11 protein-coding genes are annotated in these 18,514 nt (G+C 67.3%); 10 read left to right on the plus strand and 1 reads right to left on the minus strand.

Annotated features, from left to right (window positions below; translation table 11 throughout):
- The first annotated feature begins 90 nt into the window (after window positions 1-90).
- A complete protein-coding gene (gene rpoB / locus DEJ00_RS04585; protein WP_027466749.1) occupies window positions 91-3,579 on the plus strand; it encodes a DNA-directed RNA polymerase subunit beta in 3,489 nt (1,162 codons plus the stop codon).
- Window positions 3,580-3,623: 44 nt separating this feature from the next.
- Window positions 3,624-7,505 carry a DNA-directed RNA polymerase subunit beta' gene (gene rpoC / locus DEJ00_RS04590; protein WP_027466748.1) on the plus strand — a complete coding sequence of 1,294 codons (3,882 nt, stop codon included), beginning with the start codon at window positions 3,624-3,626 and terminating at the stop codon, window positions 7,503-7,505.
- A gap of 129 nt (window positions 7,506-7,634) precedes the next feature.
- Here rpoC and DEJ00_RS04595 read toward each other — a convergent pair whose 3' ends face one another.
- Entirely contained in the window at window positions 7,635-8,030 is a 396-nt protein-coding gene (locus tag DEJ00_RS04595; RefSeq protein WP_071245506.1) for a VOC family protein, read from the minus strand.
- Between the two features lie 401 nt (window positions 8,031-8,431).
- Between DEJ00_RS04595 and DEJ00_RS04600 the strand changes: the two genes are divergently transcribed.
- The 8 genes from DEJ00_RS04600 to DEJ00_RS04635 all read left to right on the plus strand — a co-directional run bounded on the left by DEJ00_RS04600 (window position 8,432) and on the right by DEJ00_RS04635 (window position 18,510).
- Window positions 8,432-10,099, plus strand: a complete 1,668-nt coding sequence (locus DEJ00_RS04600; RefSeq protein WP_027466747.1) for a GspE/PulE family protein — start codon at window positions 8,432-8,434, stop codon at window positions 10,097-10,099.
- Between the two features lie 20 nt (window positions 10,100-10,119).
- Window positions 10,120-11,718 carry a type IV pilus twitching motility protein PilT gene (locus DEJ00_RS04605; RefSeq protein WP_302470624.1) on the plus strand — a complete coding sequence of 533 codons (1,599 nt, stop codon included), beginning with the start codon at window positions 10,120-10,122 and terminating at the stop codon, window positions 11,716-11,718.
- On the plus strand, window positions 11,718-12,941 hold the full coding sequence (locus DEJ00_RS04610; RefSeq protein WP_111053720.1) for a type II secretion system F family protein: 1,224 nt from the start codon (window positions 11,718-11,720) through the stop codon (window positions 12,939-12,941). The genes DEJ00_RS04605 and DEJ00_RS04610 overlap by 1 nt, the downstream gene beginning before the upstream one ends.
- Window positions 12,942-13,124: 183 nt before the next feature.
- The gene (locus DEJ00_RS18890; RefSeq protein WP_111056567.1) at window positions 13,125-13,547 is read left to right on the plus strand and encodes a type II secretion system protein; all 423 of its coding nucleotides are present in this window, start codon (window positions 13,125-13,127) and stop codon (window positions 13,545-13,547) included.
- A gap of 76 nt (window positions 13,548-13,623) precedes the next feature.
- Entirely contained in the window at window positions 13,624-15,075 is a 1,452-nt protein-coding gene (locus tag DEJ00_RS04620) for a prepilin-type N-terminal cleavage/methylation domain-containing protein (protein WP_181440084.1), read from the plus strand.
- A complete protein-coding gene (locus tag DEJ00_RS04625; RefSeq protein ID WP_027466743.1) occupies window positions 15,075-15,779 on the plus strand; it encodes a PilW family protein in 705 nt (234 codons plus the stop codon). Before DEJ00_RS04620 ends, DEJ00_RS04625 begins: the two co-directional genes overlap by 1 nt.
- Entirely contained in the window at window positions 15,776-17,671 is a 1,896-nt protein-coding gene (locus tag DEJ00_RS04630) for a hypothetical protein (protein WP_111056569.1), read from the plus strand. Before DEJ00_RS04625 ends, DEJ00_RS04630 begins: the two co-directional genes overlap by 4 nt.
- Window positions 17,668-18,510, plus strand: coding sequence for an A24 family peptidase (locus DEJ00_RS04635; protein WP_111056664.1), 843 nt, complete (start codon window positions 17,668-17,670; stop codon window positions 18,508-18,510). The genes DEJ00_RS04630 and DEJ00_RS04635 overlap by 4 nt, the downstream gene beginning before the upstream one ends.
- The last annotated feature ends 4 nt before the right edge of the window (window positions 18,511-18,514 follow it).

The following is an 18,514-nucleotide window of genomic DNA, read 5'->3' on the forward strand; positions in this document are numbered from 1 at the left end:
TGCATCTCAGGGTTCGCCGAGCGATCAATCCACTCACCTACACACTGCTCGTCAGTGTCGGCCCGACGGGGCCTACCGGAGGTCACACCCTTGGCTGCTGCGCCCAACGCATCCACCAACCCCAAGAACGGTCGCAACCACTCGCGACTCTCGTTCGCCAAGATCACGGACACCCTCACGGTTCCTGATCTGCTCGCACTCCAGACGGAGAGCTTCGACTGGCTCGTCGGCAACGACGTCTGGAAGGCCCGCCTCGCCGAAGGGCAGGAGCAGGGTCGTACCGACCTCGCGCTGCACTCGGGGCTCGAGGAGATCTTCGAGGAGATCTCCCCGATCGAGGACCTCGGCGAGACCATGCAGCTCTCGTTCACCGCGCCGGAGCTCGAAGACCCGAAGTACTCGATCGACGACTGCAAGGAGCGCGGCAAGACCTACGCCGCTCCGCTGTACGTCAACGCCGAGTTCATGAACCACATGACGGGTGAGATCAAGACGCAGACGGTCTTCATGGGCGACTTCCCGCTCATGACCGAACGCGGCACGTTCATCATCAACGGCACCGAGCGCGTCGTCGTGTCGCAGCTCGTCCGTTCGCCCGGCGTGTACTTCGAGCGCCAGCAGGAGAAGACCTCCGACAAGGACATCTACTCGGCGCGGATCATCCCGTCGCGTGGTGCCTGGCTCGAGTTCGAGATCGACAAGCGCGACCAGGTGGGCGTGCGCATCGACCGCAAGCGCAAGCAGTCCGTGACCGTCTTCCTCAAGGCCCTCGGCCTGACGAGCGAAGAGATCATGGACGAGTTCCAGGGCTTCGCGTCGATCGAGTCGACCCTCGAGAAGGACGCCGTCCTCACGAAGGAAGAGGCGCTCAAGGACATCTACCGCAAGCTCCGTCCGGGCGAGCAGGTCGCTGCCGAGGCCGCGCGTGCGCTCCTCGACAACTTCTACTTCAACCCGAAGCGTTACGACCTGGCGAAGGTCGGCCGCTACAAGGTCAACCGCAAGCTCGGCATGGACGCCCCGCTGTCCGACTCGGTGCTCACCGTCAAGGACATCGTCGCGACGATCAAGTACCTGGTGTCGCTGCACGCTGAGCGCACCACGATCGACGGCGTCCGTGACGGCGAGCCGGTGCAGCTGCGCCTCGACGTGGACGACATCGACCACTTCGGCAACCGTCGCATCCGCGCAGTCGGCGAGCTCATCCAGAACCAGGTCCGCACGGGTCTGTCCCGCATGGAGCGCGTCGTCCGCGAGCGCATGACCACGCAGGACATCGAGGCGATCACGCCCCAGACGCTCATCAACGTGCGTCCGGTCGTCGCCGCGATCAAGGAGTTCTTCGGAACGTCCCAGCTGTCGCAGTTCATGGACCAGAACAACCCGCTCGCGGGCCTGACGCACAAGCGTCGTCTCTCGGCCCTCGGCCCGGGTGGTCTGTCCCGTGAGCGTGCCGGCGTCGAGGTCCGTGACGTCCACCCGTCGCACTACGGCCGCATGTGCCCGATCGAGACCCCGGAAGGCCCGAACATCGGCCTGATCGGTTCGCTCGCGTCGTTCGGTCGGATCAACTCCTTCGGCTTCATCGAGACCCCGTACCGTCGCGTCGTCGACGGCGAGGTCACGAAGACCATCGACTACCTCACCGCTTCGGAAGAGGACGACTTCGTCGTCGCGCAGGCCAACGCCCCGCTGACGAACGACTTCCACTTCGCCGACGACAAGGTGCTCGTCCGCAAGAAGGGTGGCGAGGTCGAACTCGTCGCCAAGGACGAGGTCGACTACATGGACGTCTCCCCGCGCCAGATGGTGTCGGTCGCGACGTCGCTCATCCCGTTCCTCGAGCACGACGACGCGAACCGCGCCCTCATGGGTGCGAACATGCAGCGTCAGGCCGTCCCCCTGCTCCGTTCGGAGTCGCCGCTCGTCGGCACCGGCATGGAGGGCTACACGGCCATCGACGCCGGCGACGTCGTCACCGCCGACAAGGCCGGTGTCGTCTCCGAGGTCTCGGCCGACGCCGTCACCCTGCAGCTCGACGAGGGCGGCACGCAGACCTACTACCTGCGCAAGTTCGACCGCTCCAACCAGGGCACGAGCTACAACCACCGCGTCATCGTCTCCGCAGGCGAGCGCGTGGAGCAGGGCGAGGTCATCGCCGACGGTCCCGCGACGGAGAACGGCGAGCTCGCGCTCGGCAAGAACCTCCTCGTCGCGTTCATGCCGTGGGAGGGCTACAACTACGAGGACGCGATGATCCTGTCGCAGAACCTCATCAAGGACGACACGCTCTCCTCGATCCACATCGAGGAGTACGAGGTCGACGCCCGCGACACCAAGCTCGGCAAGGAGGAGATCACCCGTGACCTCCCCAACGTCAGCCCGGACCTGCTGGCCGACCTCGACGAGCGCGGCATCATCCGCATCGGTGCCGAGGTCCGCCCCGGCGACATCCTCGTCGGCAAGGTCACGCCGAAGGGCGAGACCGAGCTGAGCGCCGAGGAGCGTCTGCTCCGTGCCATCTTCAACGAGAAGTCGCGCGAAGTCCGCGACACCTCGCTCAAGGTGCCCCACGGTGAAGAGGGCACGATCATCGGCGTCAAGGTGTTCGACTCGCAGGACGGCGACGACGAGCTCGGCTCGGGCGTCAACCAGCGCGTGGTCGTCTACATCGCCCAGAAGCGCAAGATCACCGCGGGTGACAAGCTCGCCGGTCGTCACGGCAACAAGGGCGTCATCTCGACCATCCTCCCGGTCGAGGACATGCCGTTCCTCGCCGACGGCACCCCCGTCGACATCGTCCTCAACCCGCTCGGCGTCCCCGGCCGCATGAACTTCGGCCAGGTGCTCGAGATCCACCTCGGGTGGCTCGCCAAGCAGGGCTGGAACGTCGAGGGCATCCAGGACTGGGCCGAGAACCTGCCGGAGGCAGCGCACAGCGCCGAGCCCGGCACCAAGGTCGCCACCCCGGTGTTCGACGGTGCGTACGAGCGCGAGATCGAGGGCCTCCTCGACTCGACCCTCCCGAACCGCGACGGCGAGCGCCTGATCGGCTCGTCCGGCAAGGCGCAGCTCTTCGACGGCCGCTCCGGCGAGCCGTTCCCGGAGCCCGTCTCGGTCGGCTACATGTACATCCTCAAGCTGCACCACCTGGTCGACGACAAGATCCACGCGCGTTCGACCGGTCCGTACTCGATGATCACGCAGCAGCCGCTGGGTGGTAAGGCGCAGTTCGGTGGACAGCGATTCGGTGAGATGGAGGTGTGGGCGCTCGAAGCGTACGGTGCCGCCTACGCCCTCCAGGAGCTCCTGACGATCAAGTCCGACGACATCCTCGGCCGCGTGAAGGTCTACGAGGCGATCGTCAAGGGCGAGAACATCCAGGAACCCGGCATCCCCGAGTCCTTCAAGGTCCTCATGAAGGAGATGCAGTCGCTCTGCCTGAACGTCGAGGTCCTCTCGGCCGACGGCCAGGCGGTCAGCCTGCGCGACAACGATGACGAGGTCTTCCGCGCTGCGGAGGAGCTGGGCATCAACATCTCCTCGCGGTTCGAGTCGTCCTCTGTCGACGACATCTGATCCCGCCCGTACATCGAAGCCTGAATCAGCAAGAGAGAAGAACATTGCTCGAAGCAACTTCCTTTGACGCCATTCGGATCGGCCTCGCGACCGCCGAGGACATCCGTCAGTGGTCGTACGGCGAGGTCAAGAAGCCGGAGACCATCAACTACCGCACCCTGAAGCCCGAGAAGGACGGTCTGTTCGGCGAGCAGATCTTCGGTCCTTCCCGCGACTGGGAGTGCGCCTGCGGCAAGTACAAGCGTGTCCGGTTCAAGGGCATCGTCTGCGAGCGCTGCGGCGTCGAGGTCACCAAGTCCTCGGTCCGTCGTGAGCGCATGGGCCACATCGAGCTCGCTGCCCCCGTCACGCACATCTGGTACTTCAAGGGCGTCCCGTCGCGCCTCGGGTACCTCCTCGACATGGCGCCGAAGGACCTCGAGAAGGTCATCTACTTCGCGGCGTACATGATCATCGACATCGATGAAGAGGGCCGTCACGCGGACATGCCGGGTCTCGAGAACGAGATGCGTCTCGAGATCAAGACCCTCGAGGGCCAGCGCGACTCGATCATCGCCGACCGCCTCAAGAAGCTCGAGGACGACCTCGCAGCCCTTGAGGAAGAGGGTGCGAAGGCCGACGTCAAGCGCCGTACCAAGGACACCGCCGAGAAGGAGATGTCCCAGGTCCGCAAGTCGTTCGACGAGGACATCACCCGTCTCGAGCGTGTGTGGGAGGACTTCCGCAACCTCAAGGTGGGCGACCTCAAGCCCGAGGACGCCGTCTTCCACGAGCTCCAGGACCGGTTCGGGATCTACTTCGACGCCTACATGGGCGCCGAGGCGATCAAGCTCCGGCTCGAGGCGTTCGACCTGGCCGCCGAGGCCGAGGCGCTGCGTCTGCAGATCGCCGAGGGCAAGGGCCAGAAGAAGATCCGCGCGATCAAGCGTCTGCGCGTCGTCAGCTCCTTCCTCGCCACCGGCAACTCGCCGGCCGCGATGGTGCTCGGCGTCGTGCCGGTCATCCCGCCGGAGCTGCGCCCGATGGTGCAGCTCGACGGTGGCCGTTTCGCCACGTCGGACCTCAACGACCTCTACCGTCGTGTGATCAACCGCAACAACCGTCTCCGCCGCCTGCTCGACCTCGGTGCCCCCGAGATCATCGTGAACAACGAGAAGCGCATGCTGCAGGAAGCGGTCGACGCGCTGTTCGACAACGGTCGTCGTGGACGTCCGGTCACGGGTACCGGCAACCGCGCCCTGAAGTCCCTGAGCGACATGCTCAAGGGCAAGCAGGGTCGTTTCCGCCAGAACCTGCTCGGCAAGCGCGTCGACTACTCGGGCCGTTCGGTGATCATCGTCGGCCCGCAGCTGAAGCTGCACCAGTGCGGTCTGCCCAAGCAGATGGCGCTCGAGCTCTTCAAGCCGTTCGTGATCAAGCGCCTCATCGACCTGTCGCACGCGCAGAACATCAAGTCGGCCAAGCGCATGGTCGAGCGTTCGCGTCCGCAGGTGTGGGACGTGCTCGAGGAGATCATCCGCGAGCGCCCCGTCCTGCTGAACCGTGCGCCGACGCTGCACCGTCTGGGCATCCAGGCGTTCGAGCCGCAGCTCGTCGAGGGCAAGGCCATCCAGCTCCACCCGCTCGTCTGTGCTGCGTTCAACGCGGACTTCGACGGCGACCAGATGGCCGTGCACCTGCCGCTGTCGGTCGAGGCCCAGGCCGAGGCCCGCATCCTGATGCTCGCCTCGAACAACATCCTGAAGCCGTCCGACGGCCGCCCGGTGACCCTGCCCGCACAGGACATGATCATCGGTCTGCACCACCTCACGACCGTCCGCGAGGGCGCCGTGGGCGAGGGCCGTGCGTTCTCGTCGGTGGCCGAGGCGATCCTGGCGAACGACCAGCACACGCTGCACCTCAACGCGATGGTGAAGATCCGCATGACGGGTGTCCACTTCGCCGAGGGTGAAGCACCCGAGGGCTACGAGCAGGGCGACACCGTGCTGCTCGAGACGACCCTGGGCCGTGCGCTCTTCAACGAGACCCTGCCGGCGAACTACCCGTTCGTCCAGAAGGTCACGGACAAGGGCGTGCTCTCCGCGATCGTCAACGACCTCGCCGAGCGCTACTCCAAGACCGAGACGGCCGCTGCGCTGGACCGGATCAAGGACGCCGGCTTCTACTGGGGCACCCGCTCCGGTGTGACCGTCGCCCTGTCGGACGTCGTGACGCCTCCTCGCAAGAAGGAGATCATCGCGGGCTACGAGATCCAGGCCGCCAAGGTGCAGGGCGAGTTCGACAAGGGTCTGATCACCGACTCCGAGCGTCGCGCCGACCTGATCAAGATCTGGACCGAGGCCACGAACGAGATCGCGCAGGAGATGCGCGACAACTTCCCGGTCGACAACACCATCAACCGCATGGTGTCGTCCGGTGCTCGTGGTAACTGGCTCCAGGTCCGCAACATCGCCGGTATGCGTGGTCTGGTGAACAACCCGAAGGGCGAGATCATCGCCCGCCCGATCATCAACTCGTACCGCGAGGGCCTGACCGTGGCGGAGTACTTCATCGCCACCCACGGTGCTCGTAAGGGTCTTGCCGACACCGCGCTCCGTACCGCGGACTCCGGGTACCTCACCCGTCGTCTCGTGGACGTGTCGCAGGACGTCATCATCCGTGAGGACGACTGCGGCACGACGCGTGGCCTCGAGCTGCCGATCGCGACCGTGGACGCCGACGGCAAGCTCGTCCGCGACCCGCGCGTCGAGAACACCGTGTACTCCCGCACCCTGGCCACCGAGGCCGTGGACGCACAGGGCACGGTCGTGGCCGAAGCCGGTGAGGACGTCGGTGACGTGCTCCTCGAGAAGCTGCTGGCAGCCGGTGTCGAGAGCATCAAGGTGCGCTCGGTCCTGACCTGCGAGTCCGCCGTCGGTGTCTGCGCGAAGTGCTACGGCCGTTCGCTCGCCACGGGCAACCTCGTCGACATCGGCGAGGCGGTCGGCATCATCGCCGCCCAGTCCATCGGTGAGCCCGGTACCCAGCTGACGATGCGTACCTTCCACACGGGTGGTTCGGCCTCGGCCGACGACATCACCCAGGGTCTGCCGCGTGTCACGGAGCTCTTCGAGGCGCGTACCCCCAAGGGCGCGTCCCCGATCGCCGAGGCCCCCGGCCGCGTCGTGGTCGAGGACACGGACAAGGGTCGTCGGATCATCCTCACGCCGGACAACGGCGACGAGCCGTTCATCTACCCGGTGCTCAAGCGTGCGACGCTCCTCATCGAGGACAACCAGCACGTCGAGCTCGGCGAGCAGTTCATCGCCGGCACCGTCGACCCGAAGGAAGTCCTCCGGGTCAAGGGTGTCCGAGAGGTCCAGAAGCACCTGGTCAACGGTGTGCAGGACGTCTACGGCTCGCAGGGTGTGCCGATCCACGACAAGCACATCGAGGTCATCGTCCGCCAGATGCTCCGCAAGGTCACCGTCGTCGACCACGGCGACACCGACCTGCTGCCGGGTGAGCTCGTCGACCGGTCGCGCTACAACGCGCTGAACCGTGCGGCGCTGCAGGAGGGTCGCAAGACCGCCTCGGCTCGCCAGGAGGTCATGGGCATCACGAAGGCGTCCCTCGCGACCGAGTCGTGGCTGTCCGCCGCTTCCTTCCAGGAGACCACCCGCGTGCTCACGCAGGCAGCCATGGAGGGCAAGCAGGACCACCTCGTCGGCCTCAAGGAGAACGTCATCATCGGTAAGCTCATCCCCGCCGGGACGGGCCTCAGCCGGTACCGTGACGTGGACGTGAACGCGACCGAAGAGGCGAAGGCGGAGCGGTACCCCAACCGCATCTTCGCTGACGACTCGTCGTTCTCGGACGCCGACCTGAGCTTCGTCGACTTCGACAGCTTCTCGTCGGACGACTTCACGCCGGGCACGTACAACTGAGCCTGATGTGATCCCACGAAGGCCCCGTCTCCGCAAGGAGGCGGGGCCTTCGTCGTGTCGTCACCACGTGACGGCCTGGAGGCGCGGTGCGGGGCTGCCACGGGCCTCCCGTCCGCCGTGGGGTCGCGGCTAGAGCGCGCGGCCCGCGCCGTTGTCGCGGCCGGAACCGCGACCGGTCTCGTCGACCAGCGAGAACAGGCTCAGCACGTTGCCGTCGGGGTCGCGGACGTCGAACCAGTCGACCGCCCCGTCGACGCACTCGACGGGGCCGATGTCGATGCCCAGCGCGCCGATGCGTGCGTGCTGCGCGGCGACGTCGTCGACGCCGAAGCGGACGCTGACCGGGTTCTCCTCGGCCTGTTCGTCGACGTAGAGCTGGATCCAGATGCCGCCGACCTCGTACTCGGCGACGCCGTCCTCGGGCTCGAGGTCCGGCTCGGTGCGCTCGAAGACCGCGCCGTACCAGAGGCAGGACGCCTCGATGTCGCTGACGGGCAACCCCACGGTCACGCTCGTGATGTCCATGACTCATCATGTGCCCGGGTGGGGGCGCGCGTCGAGAGGGATTCCGCGGTGCCGCGCTGTCCGGCCCGCGTCGGACGGTGGCCTTGTTCCTCCACACCCCCGTGTGACGCCGACGTTCTCCACGGGCTGCTCGCCAGGACTCCGGGAACGGTGCGGGGTCCGGGAGGCTGGCGGACATGCACCCTCCGACGACCACCGCGAACCGGCCGAGGCGTCCCCCGGACCGGGGCCGAACCGGTCGTGGACCCCAGTTCTGGGTGCAGCCGGACCCCCTCCGCCCCCTCTTTCTGGGACTGCGGTCGGCGAGGGCCCCAGAAGTAGCGTGGTCGGGCGCCACATCCCTGGTGGCGCATCACCCGACGACGTCTCGCCGTGCGCGAGTCCAAGGAGGCACGGGACTCATGGCGACCCTGTCCGAGATCCTCATCCTGAACGGCGCCCTGCCGATCGAGCACCTCGATGCGATGACGGGTGACGAGGACCTCGACGAGCGCGCCATCCGCGGCCTGGTCGACCAGGGCGTCGTGAGCGAGGCCCAGTTCATCACCGCCCGCGCCGCCTCGAACAACTCCCGCACCGTGCCGCTGAGCGACTACCCCGTCGACGGCACCGCGGTGTCGATCCTGCCGGCGGCACTGTGCCGTCGCCACGGCGTGCTCGGTGTCGGGTTCGAGGGCGACCTGCTCATCCTCGCGATGGTGAACCCCACGAACGTGCTCGCCATCGACGACGCCCGGACGGCGTCCGGCCGGGCGATCAAGCCGCTGCAGGTCGAGGAGCGTGACCTCGTCGCTGCCCTCGACCGGTACCTGCGCGCCGACGACGAGCTGAACGACCTGACGTCGTCGCTCGAAGAAGAAGCGTCGACGACCTCGAAGGCGCAGGTCGACATCGCCGACGGTGCCCTCGACGACGTGCCGATCGTCCGCTTCGTGAACCTGCTCGTGTCGCAGGCCATCCAGGACCACGCGTCCGACATCCACATCGAGCCCGGCGAGCACGAGGTCCGGATCCGGTACCGCATCGACGGCGTGCTGCACGAGATGGCGCCGGCGCCGAAGAACATCCAGAACGGCGTGATCAGCCGCCTGAAGATCATGAGCGACATCGACATCGCCGAGCGTCGCAAGCCGCAGGACGGCCGCATGTCCGTGCGGCACGGCGGCCGGCAGATCGACCTCCGCGTCGCGACGCTGCCCACCGTCTGGGGTGAGAAGGTCGTCATGCGGATCCTCGACAACACGAACACCTCGTTGACCCTCAAGGACCTCAACCTCCTCGAGCAGAACTTCCAGGCGTACCAGCGGTCCTACTCGAAGCCCTACGGCATGATCCTGGTCACCGGTCCCACCGGTTCGGGCAAGTCGACGACGCTGTACACGACCCTCAACGCCGTGGCGAAGCCCGAGATCAACGTCATCACGGTCGAGGACCCGGTCGAGTACCGGATGGCCGGCATCAACCAGGTGCAGGTCAACCCGAAGGCCGGCCTGACGTTCGCGTCCGCGCTCCGCTCGATCCTCCGGTCCGACCCCGACGTCGTGCTGCTCGGTGAGATCCGCGACCACGAGACCGCGCAGATCGCGATCGAGGCGTCGCTCACCGGGCACCTCGTGCTCTCGACGCTGCACACCAACGACGCGCCGTCGGCCGTGACCCGCCTGACCGAGATGGACATCGAACCGTTCCTGGTCGGGTCCGCCCTCGACTCCGTCGTCGCCCAGCGGCTCGCCCGCCGGCTGTGCGACCGGTGCAAGGCGCCCGCCGTGTACGAGATCGAGCAGCTCCGGGCACTCGGGTTCCTGGCCCCAGGCGACGAGATGCCCGCGTTCTTCGCCCCGGTCGGTTGCGCGGTGTGCTCGAACACCGGCTACCGCGGCCGCATCGCCCTGCACGAGGTCATGACCGTCACCGAGGAGATCGAGCGGCTCGCCGTCGGTCGCGCCTCGAGCGCGGAGATCAGTCGCGTCGCCCAGCAGCAGGGCATGCTCACGCTCCGCCAGGACGGCTTCGAGAAGGTCAAGCTCGGCATGACGAGCGTCGACGAGATCCTGCGCGTCGTCGCGTGACCGGGGAACAGGACGAGCAGATGACCGACTCCGTGTACGACATCACCATGCCCGGCGACGAGCCCGTCGCCGGATGGCACCCCGGCACCCCCGGCGCCGAGGTCGGCTCCCGCCGTGCCGCGCGTCTGGCCGCGGCTGCTGCCGCCCCGCCCGAGCAGGTCTACGACCTGACGGACGACTCGGCGGTGTGGCCCGCGCCCACCGGCATGCCCGTGGCCAGCCCGGTCGCCGGGCCCGTGGGTGGTCCGGTCGCTGCGCCCGTGGCACAGTCCGCCTCCGCTCCGGCGACGCCGCCCGCCGCGGTGCCGTCCTCGACCGCCACCTACGGGTACGCCGAGCCGGCGACCCAGCAGCTGCCGGCCATCGCCTACAGCGGCGCCCACCACGCCGCACCGGCGGCACCCGCTCCGGTTCCCGCCCCCACCGCGGCATCGGCCGGTGACATCGACTTCGCCCGGCACGCGCGCGAGGTCGCCGACCCCGACCTCATCACCGCACTGGCGCAGGTCGTCTACCAGGGGGCCTCCGACCTGCACGTCACGGCCGACGCCCCGCCCACCGTCCGCGTCGACGGCTCGCTCCGACCGGCCGTACCGGGAGGCGCGTGGTCGCGTGGCAAGGTCATCGCGGCACTGAAGACGCTGCTGTCCGTCGAACAGGCCGGGCAGTTCGACCACGACCAGGAACTCGACTTCGCGTACTCGCTGTCGCCGGAGTACCGCTTCCGCGTGAACTACTACCAGCAGCGCGGCAACTGGGGTGCGGCGTTCCGCATCATCCCCACCAGGATCAAGACGCTCAAGCAGCTCGGCATCCCCGCGCACGTCGGCGACTTCGCCGGCCTGCCCCGTGGCCTGGTCCTCGTCACCGGCCCGACCGGCTCGGGCAAGTCGACCACCCTCGCCGCGCTCATCGACCTGGTCAACGAGAGCCGTGCCGACCACATCGTGACGGTCGAGGACCCGATCGAGTTCATGCACGACCACAAGCGGTCGATCATCAACCAGCGCGAGGTCGGCGCCGACACCCACTCCTTCGCCTCCGCGCTCAAGCACGTGCTGCGGCAGGACCCCGACGTCATCCTGATCGGTGAGCTCCGCGACCTCGAGACCATCTCCGTCGCGCTCACCGCCGCCGAGACCGGTCACCTGGTGTTCGCCACCCTGCACACGCAGAGCGCACCCGGCACGATCGACCGCGTCATCGACGTCTTCCCGCCGCACCAGCAGGGGCAGATCCGCACCCAGCTCGCGGCCACCCTGCAGGGCGTCGTCTGCCAGACCCTCGTCCCGAAGGCCAACGGTGTCGGTCGGGTCGTCGCCACCGAGATCATGACGATCACCCCGGCCATCGGCAACCTCATCCGCGAGGGCAAGACGTACCAGATCACCTCCGCCATGCAGGCCGGCCGTGACCTCGGCATGCACACCATGGACCAGGACCTCGCCGAACTGGTCAACGTCGGCACCATCTCGCGCAAGGCCGCGATGGAGAAGGTCCACGACGAAGAGGGCTTCGACCGGCTCGTCCAGCGCGTCGAGTCCCCGTCCGACTCCTCGGCCGCCGCGATCGCCGCCAGCGGCATCGACTTCGGCGACAAGTTCTCCGGAGGCTACTGATGTCACTCGCGTTCGACTACCGCGGGCGCGACGGCGCCGGCAAGCTCGTGAAGGGCCGCCTCGACGCCGCGTCCGAAGGGGCCGTCGTCCAGCGCCTCCGCGGGATGGGCGTCTCGCCGATCGCCATCACCGAGGCGAAGGCCGGCACCGGGCTGCAGACCGAGATCAAGATCCCCGGGTTCGAGAAGGGCGTCGGGCTCAAGGACCTCGCGATCATGTCGCGGCAGGCCTCGACGATGCTCACCTCGGGCCTCTCGCTGCTGCGGACCCTCACGATCCTGTCCGACCAGACCGAGAACAAGAAGCTCAAGGACATCCTCGGCAAGGTCCGTGACGACGTCGAGCGCGGCGTCTCGTTCTCCGACGCCGTCGCGAAGTACCCGGTCGACTTCCCGCCGATCATGATCAACATGATCCGTGCGGGGGAGACCGGCGGCTTCCTCGACCAGGCCATGGACTCCATCGCGACGAACTTCGAGAAGGAGCACAAGCTCCGCTCGACGATCAAGTCGGCGATGACCTACCCGGTGGTCGTGCTGTGCATGTCACTTGCGGCCGTCGTGATCATGCTCATCTTCATCGTCCCGATCTTCCAGGACATGTTCTCGTCGCTCGGCGGGCAGCTGCCGTTGCCGACGCAGGTCCTGGTGACCCTGTCGCACGCGATGCGCTGGCTCGCACCGGTCCTGGCGGTCGCCGTGATCGTCGGCTGGCTGTGGTTCCGGGCGAACAAGAACACGGATCGCTTCCGGAGCTTCCGCGACCCGATCATGCTCCGCCTGCCGGTGTTCGGTGGACTGACCCGCAAGATCGTCATCGCGCGGTTCGCGCGGAACTTCTCGAACATGATCGGCGCTGGCGTGCCGATTCTGCAGGCATTGTCGATCGTCGGTCAGGTGTCGAACAACTTCGTGGTCCAGAAAGCACTCGAGCGCGTTGCGGAAGACGTCCGAAAAGGTGAATCAATTGCGGCGCCGTTGGCCCGGGAAAGCATTTTCCCGGCAATGGTCTCGCAAATGGTCGCTGTCGGCGAGGACGCCGGTTCGCTGGAGATCATGCTCGAGAAGATCGCGGTCTTCTACGACTCCGAAGTCGAGTCGACGACCGAGTCGCTGACTGCCCTGATCGAGCCGCTCCTCATCGCATTCCTCGGCGTCGTCGTCGGTGGCATGATCATCGCGCTCTACCTCCCGATCTTCCAGATCACGTCGTTGGTGAAGTAAGAATCGCCCCTCGTGTGGGGGTGAAGCGCGATGGAAGACCCCCGTTACTGGGGGTAATTCGGAGGGCCCGGACCCCCCGTTCTCGGGATTCCACCCCGAATCGCCGCTGAATACTCTTGTCAGCGGCGGCGGAGCACTCCCCGGCACATTCTCCCATCGCATTCCCCCAAGAACGGAACCACCATGTACTTCGCTCTCATGGGCAAGCTCGACGCTCGCCGCAAGGGTCTCCTCGAGGACAAGGAGAAGGGCTTCACGCTCATCGAGCTCCTCGTCGTCGTCATCATCATCGGCATCCTCGCCGCCATCGCCATCCCGGTGTACCTGAACGTGCAGAACAACGCGAAGGACGCCTCGGTCAAGTCGGACCTCGCGAACGCGAAGACCGCGGTCATCGCCTACCAGACGGACAACAACGGCAAGCTGCCCGCCGCCACTGACTTCACGCAAGCGACGCTCGGACAGTACGGCTACACCAGCAGCCAGGACAACGTACTGACCTACAAGGCGACCTCCACGACGGCTTTCTGCATCCAGGGCACCGGCGCCACGAAGACCGACTTCAAGATCACCGACGCGCTGGCTGCCGCCAAGGGCACCTGCTGATCCTGATCTGTTCCTGAGGGCGGCCCGTCGGACGACGGGCCGCCCTTCTGCTCCGATGCTGCACGAGGAGGTGACCATGTTCCAGCGACTGCACGACCGGCTGTACCGGCACGACGCCGAAGCCGGCTTCTCCATCATCGAGGTCATGGTCGCCATGATGGTGTTCGCGGTCATGTCGATCGGGATCGCCTACGGCATCGCGAACAGCCTCCAGCTCACGCAGACCAATCGCGGTCGCGAGACCGCGGTCGCCCTCGCCTCGCAGGACATCGACACCCTCCGCCAGACCGCGGCCGCCTCCACCGGCGGCATCTTCCGGGTCCTCAGCAAGTCCGGTCCGGACAACACGAAGACCATCGGGGGCGTCGAGTACGCGATCGACCGGAAGGTCAGCTGGGTGCAGAGCGACGGCGCGACCGGCGCGTGCGGGACCTCGAACGGCAAGCTCGCCTACAAGAGCGTCGTCGAGACCGTGACCTGGCCGAACCCGCGCGGCGGTTCCAGCACCACGTCCGTCTCGTCAGCGATCGCGCCGAGCGACGCGGTCACCGACCCCGGGTACGGCACCGTGATCATCTCGGTCACCACCGCTTCCGGCGCGCCCTACGAGGGTGTCGGGATCACGATCACCCCCGTCAGCGGCGGTGGCGGTGCAGCACTGACGGCGGCGGTCCTCCCGACCGACGCACAGGGCTGCTCGTACGCGGTGAACGTGTCGCAGGGCGACTACGCGGTCTCTGCGAGCGTCACCGGCGGCATCGACACGAACCAGCAGCAGCCGTCCGTGCAATCGCCGATCTCGGTGACCGCCGGCGCGAGCTCGCCCGTCCCGTTCGTGTACGACCAGTCGAGTCAGCTGACCCTGCAGTACGCAGCCGGCTCCAAGGCGATGATCCCGACCAACATGCCCACGACGCTGTCGAGCACGGCCGGCGGGCTGGACGTCGTCAAGCCGTGGGACCTGGCCAGCACCTCGCTCAACATCACCTCGAGTTCACAGCCGTCGTTGCCGGTGTTCCCGTTCGCCTCGGGCTACACCGTCTACGCCGGCCCGTACTCCAACAGCACCGGGAGTGCGACGAGCTGCCTCAGTCCGAACCCCTCGTCCTGGTCGACACCGAACGCGGCCAACGCGATCGGTGTGAGCCCGCCGTCGGTCGCCACTGCTCCCGGCAAGCCATCGTCGGCCTCCGTGATGATGGGCGTCGCGACCGTCACCGGTGTGAAGGACCGCTACATCACTGCCGTCTCGTCGGCGAACCCGGCCGCCGGCGACCCCGGCTGCGCCGCCGGCATGACGATGAGGTTCCCGGTCTCCGCCGGCGACACCGCGACCATCGCCCTGCCCTTCGGCACGTGGACGCTCTACTCCGGGACGACGTTCGGGTCGACGACGAAGAACGAGATCGCGTCGAAGGCCTCGAACGTGAAACCGGTGACCAACGGCATGGTGAACCAGAAGACGGCGCTGGTGCTCATCAACTACGACAACACCCTGACCCTCGACCCTCGCGGGCAGACGTCGTGATGCGGGCCCTCCGACGCCTCCACCGCGAGCAGGCGGGGATCTCGCTGTCCGAGCTGCTCGTCGCCGTCAGCGTGTCGATGATCATCCTCGTCGCCGTGGGCGGGTTCTTCACGGCCACCCTGCGCGCCGGGGTGACGAACACGTCCTCCGACCAGAACGCTCGGACGGCGTCGATCGCGATGAACTCGATCACGCGCTACGTGCACGCCGCGAGTCTGTTGCCGAAGTCTGACGGCACCTACGCCGCTGCGGTCACCCGGGCGGCCCCGACGCAGGTGGTGTTCTTCGCGTACATCAACCTCGACGGCAACAGCACCGACAAGCCCGTGCAGATCCGCTACTCGCTGAACGACGCGAAGCGCCTCGTCGTGGACCAGTGGGACGGCACCGCGACGAACGGCTTCTACTCCTTCCCGGCGACGACCCAGACCCCGGCGCGGAGCCTGGTGGTGGGTGGTCCGATCGCCTCGCCGACGAGCGACGGTGTCGCGCTGTTCTCGTACCTCGGAGCGGACGGCAAGACACTCGCGACCCAGCCGGACGGAACACTGGCGACCGCGCAGTTGGGCAACGTGCGAGCCGTCCGCGTGAACCTGGAACTCGGTTCCACCACTGCCGGTGCGAGCGGCAACACCCACGTGCAGAACACCCTGTACCTCTTCAACGTCGTCTACGGCACCAGCATCGGAGCGGGTTCATCATGATCCGTCGCATCAGCGCGGTCCTCGCGCAGGCCCAGCGCGACGAGCGCGGCATGGTCCTCGGCAACGTGCTCATCTTCGGCACCGTCATGATGCTGCTCGTCGCGACGATGATCGCCGTCTCCACCTCGGGCGCGGTCAAGGCCGCGTCGGACCGCAACTTCCAGAACGCGATGGCGGCCGCGTACGCGGGGCTCGCCGACTACCAGTCGAAGCTCTCGAACGACAACGGCTACGCGCTCTACGGCAACGCGAACGCCCAGTTCAGCAAGTCGAGTGGGTCGACCTTCGTCAACGCCGACAAGAACATCGCCTTCACCAACTCCGGTTCGGACTGGGCTCCGGTCGTCGGCTCGAGCGACCAGTGGTTCCGCTACGAGGTCGACAACTCCGACTACTCCGGCAAGGGCGTCCTGCGGGTCCGTGTCACCGGGAAGGCCGGGGGAAGCGTCCGGTCGCTCGTGGCCAACCTCAAGGGCGACGGCTTCATCAACTACCTCTACTTCACCAACTACGAGTCCTCGAACCCCGCGCTCACCGGGACCGGTTGCACGACCGCCTACCAGTGGCAATCGGTCGCGGGGAAGTGCACGGCGGTGCAGTTCGCCGGCACCGACACCCTGAACGGGCCGATCCGGACCAACGACGTCTTCACCTCGGCGTGCTCGACGGTGTTCAACGGGTCGGTCGAACAGCACGACACGACGGTGCGCCCGTCGAGCGGCACCTGCGCGGGGACGTTCAACGGCGGTGCTGCAACCGCGGTTCCGTACCTCGGTCTGCCCGCGCTGAACACGAACATGTCGCAGGAGACGCGGACCGACCTCCCCACGACGGTTCCGCGGCCCGGCTGCATGTACACCGGACCGACCCGCGTGAAGTTCCTCGGGAACGGCAAGATGACCGTGTGGTCGCCGTGGTCCCGGGCCACGCAGATCAAGGTCAACAGCTCGAGCGGGGCGGTCCTCGCCGCGGACGACGCAGCGAAGGCCGCAGCGCTCTGCGGGGCGGTCTCGGATCTGCAGAGTTCCGCCGGTGCCACCATCCCGACCCTCCCCTCGAACCTGATGTACGTGCAGGACATCCCGTCCGCGTCGAACAACGTGAACGCCTGGGGTGCGGCCTTCCCGTCGAAGTACACGAACACGTACTGCACCACCACGGTCACCGTGCGGTCGAACGGTTCGGCGACGAACACGAGCAACCAGCCGTTCAACAACGGACAGGGGTTCCCGGCCGCAGGTGAGTGGATCAACGGGGGATCGTCGGGTTCCTCGTACCAGACGGGTTCGGCGTCCGACACGTACAGCTGCACGGCGGGCGACGTCTTCGTCAGCGGGGCGTTCAGCGGGGCGATGACGATCGCGGCATCCGGGACCGTGTGGGTCACCGACGACATCACCTACCTCAGCGCCACGAACGACGTGCTCGGGCTCGTCGGCCAGAACGCCGTCGAGATCTCCAACCCCGCCCGTTGCACCTCGTACCCGACGACCTACCAGTGGGGTGTCGGGTACGTGACGGACACCTCGCGCTGCAACAGTTCGGGTGTGGGCCTGCTGAGCCGGTCTCCGGGCGAATCGATCACCGTGTCGGCGGCGATCGCGAGCAACGCGGGGACGTTCTGGAACCAGAACTACGACATCGGCTCGAAGCTCGGCACCCTCAAGGTCATCGGTTCGATCGCGCAGAACTGGCGAGGGGCGGTCGCGACGACCGGCAACACCGGGTTCTCGAAGAACTACGTCTACGACCAGCGCCTGCTGACGACGGCGCCCCCGAAGTTCCTGCAGCCGGTGTCGACCTCGTACGGGGTCACGACGCAGGTCGAGGTCCAGGCCGCTTACACCGCCGGCGGCTCGTGCGCGACCACGACCGGTGGTGGGTGCCGATGACCGGTCTCCAGGCGCTCGGCCCCGTCCTCCCCGGACTCGCCGCCGTGTTCGGACTGCTCATCGGCTCGTTCCTCAACGTCGTGGTGCACCGCGTGCCAGCGGGCCAGTCCGTCGTCTCGCCACCGAGCGCATGTCCGACGTGCGGGCACCCGATCCGACGCCGCGACAACGTCCCGGTGCTCTCCTGGCTCGTCCTGCGCGGGCGGTGCCGTGACTGTTCCACGCCGATCTCCGCGCGGTACCCCACCGTCGAGCTCATCACGGCGGTCCTGTTCGGGCTCACTGCCTTCGTGGTCGTGGGCCGCTCTCCTGCGGGGGCGACCGAGGACACCGTGGCGCAGGTCGTGGTCCTCGTCGCGTTGTTGTACCTGATGGCCATCAGCGTCGCACTCACCCTGATCGACATCGCCACCCACACGCTCCCGAACGCGATCGTCTACCCGTCCGGCATCGTCCTCGCGGTGCTCCTCGTCGTCGCGAGTGCTGCCGACGGCGACTGGTCCGCTCTCGGTCGTGCGGCGATCGGTGCCCTCGGTTCCGGTGTGCTGTACCTCGGTCTCGCGCTGGCGGTCCCCGGCGGCATGGGTCTCGGCGACGTCAAACTGGCCGCGGTCCTCGGCCTCGTCCTCGCGTACCTCGGATGGGGACCCCTCGCAGTGGGTGCTTTCGGTGCCTTCCTGGTGGGCGGTACCGTCGCGATCGCGCTCCTCCTCGCCGGCCGTGCACGTTGGCGCGGTGGGCTGCCGTTCGGGCCGTCGATGCTGGTGGGGGCATGGCTCGGGATCGTCTTCGGGGACCTCCTGTGGACCGGGTACCTCCAGGTCCTCGGGGTCGCTTGAGCGA

The sequence above is a fragment of the Curtobacterium sp. MCLR17_039 genome, assembly GCF_003234745.1.
In the GTDB taxonomy this organism is placed as follows: domain Bacteria; phylum Actinomycetota; class Actinomycetes; order Actinomycetales; family Microbacteriaceae; genus Curtobacterium; species Curtobacterium flaccumfaciens.

Excerpts from the sequence above, each read along its gene's own strand:
- DEJ00_RS04595 (WP_071245506.1), bottom strand. The coding sequence starts at position 8,030 with ATGGACATCACGAGCGTGACCGTGGGGTTGCCCGTCAGCGACATCGAG.
- DEJ00_RS04600 (WP_027466747.1), top strand. The coding sequence starts at position 8,432 with ATGGCGACCCTGTCCGAGATCCTCATCCTGAACGGCGCCCTGCCGATC.
- DEJ00_RS04605 (WP_302470624.1), top strand. The coding sequence starts at position 10,120 with ATGACCGACTCCGTGTACGACATCACCATGCCCGGCGACGAGCCCGTC.
- DEJ00_RS04610 (WP_111053720.1), top strand. The coding sequence starts at position 11,718 with ATGTCACTCGCGTTCGACTACCGCGGGCGCGACGGCGCCGGCAAGCTC.
- DEJ00_RS18890 (WP_111056567.1), top strand. The coding sequence starts at position 13,125 with ATGTACTTCGCTCTCATGGGCAAGCTCGACGCTCGCCGCAAGGGTCTC.
- DEJ00_RS04620 (WP_181440084.1), top strand. The coding sequence starts at position 13,624 with ATGTTCCAGCGACTGCACGACCGGCTGTACCGGCACGACGCCGAAGCC.
- DEJ00_RS04625 (WP_027466743.1), top strand. The coding sequence starts at position 15,075 with ATGCGGGCCCTCCGACGCCTCCACCGCGAGCAGGCGGGGATCTCGCTG.
- DEJ00_RS04630 (WP_111056569.1), top strand. The coding sequence starts at position 15,776 with ATGATCCGTCGCATCAGCGCGGTCCTCGCGCAGGCCCAGCGCGACGAG.
- DEJ00_RS04635 (WP_111056664.1), top strand. The coding sequence starts at position 17,668 with ATGACCGGTCTCCAGGCGCTCGGCCCCGTCCTCCCCGGACTCGCCGCC.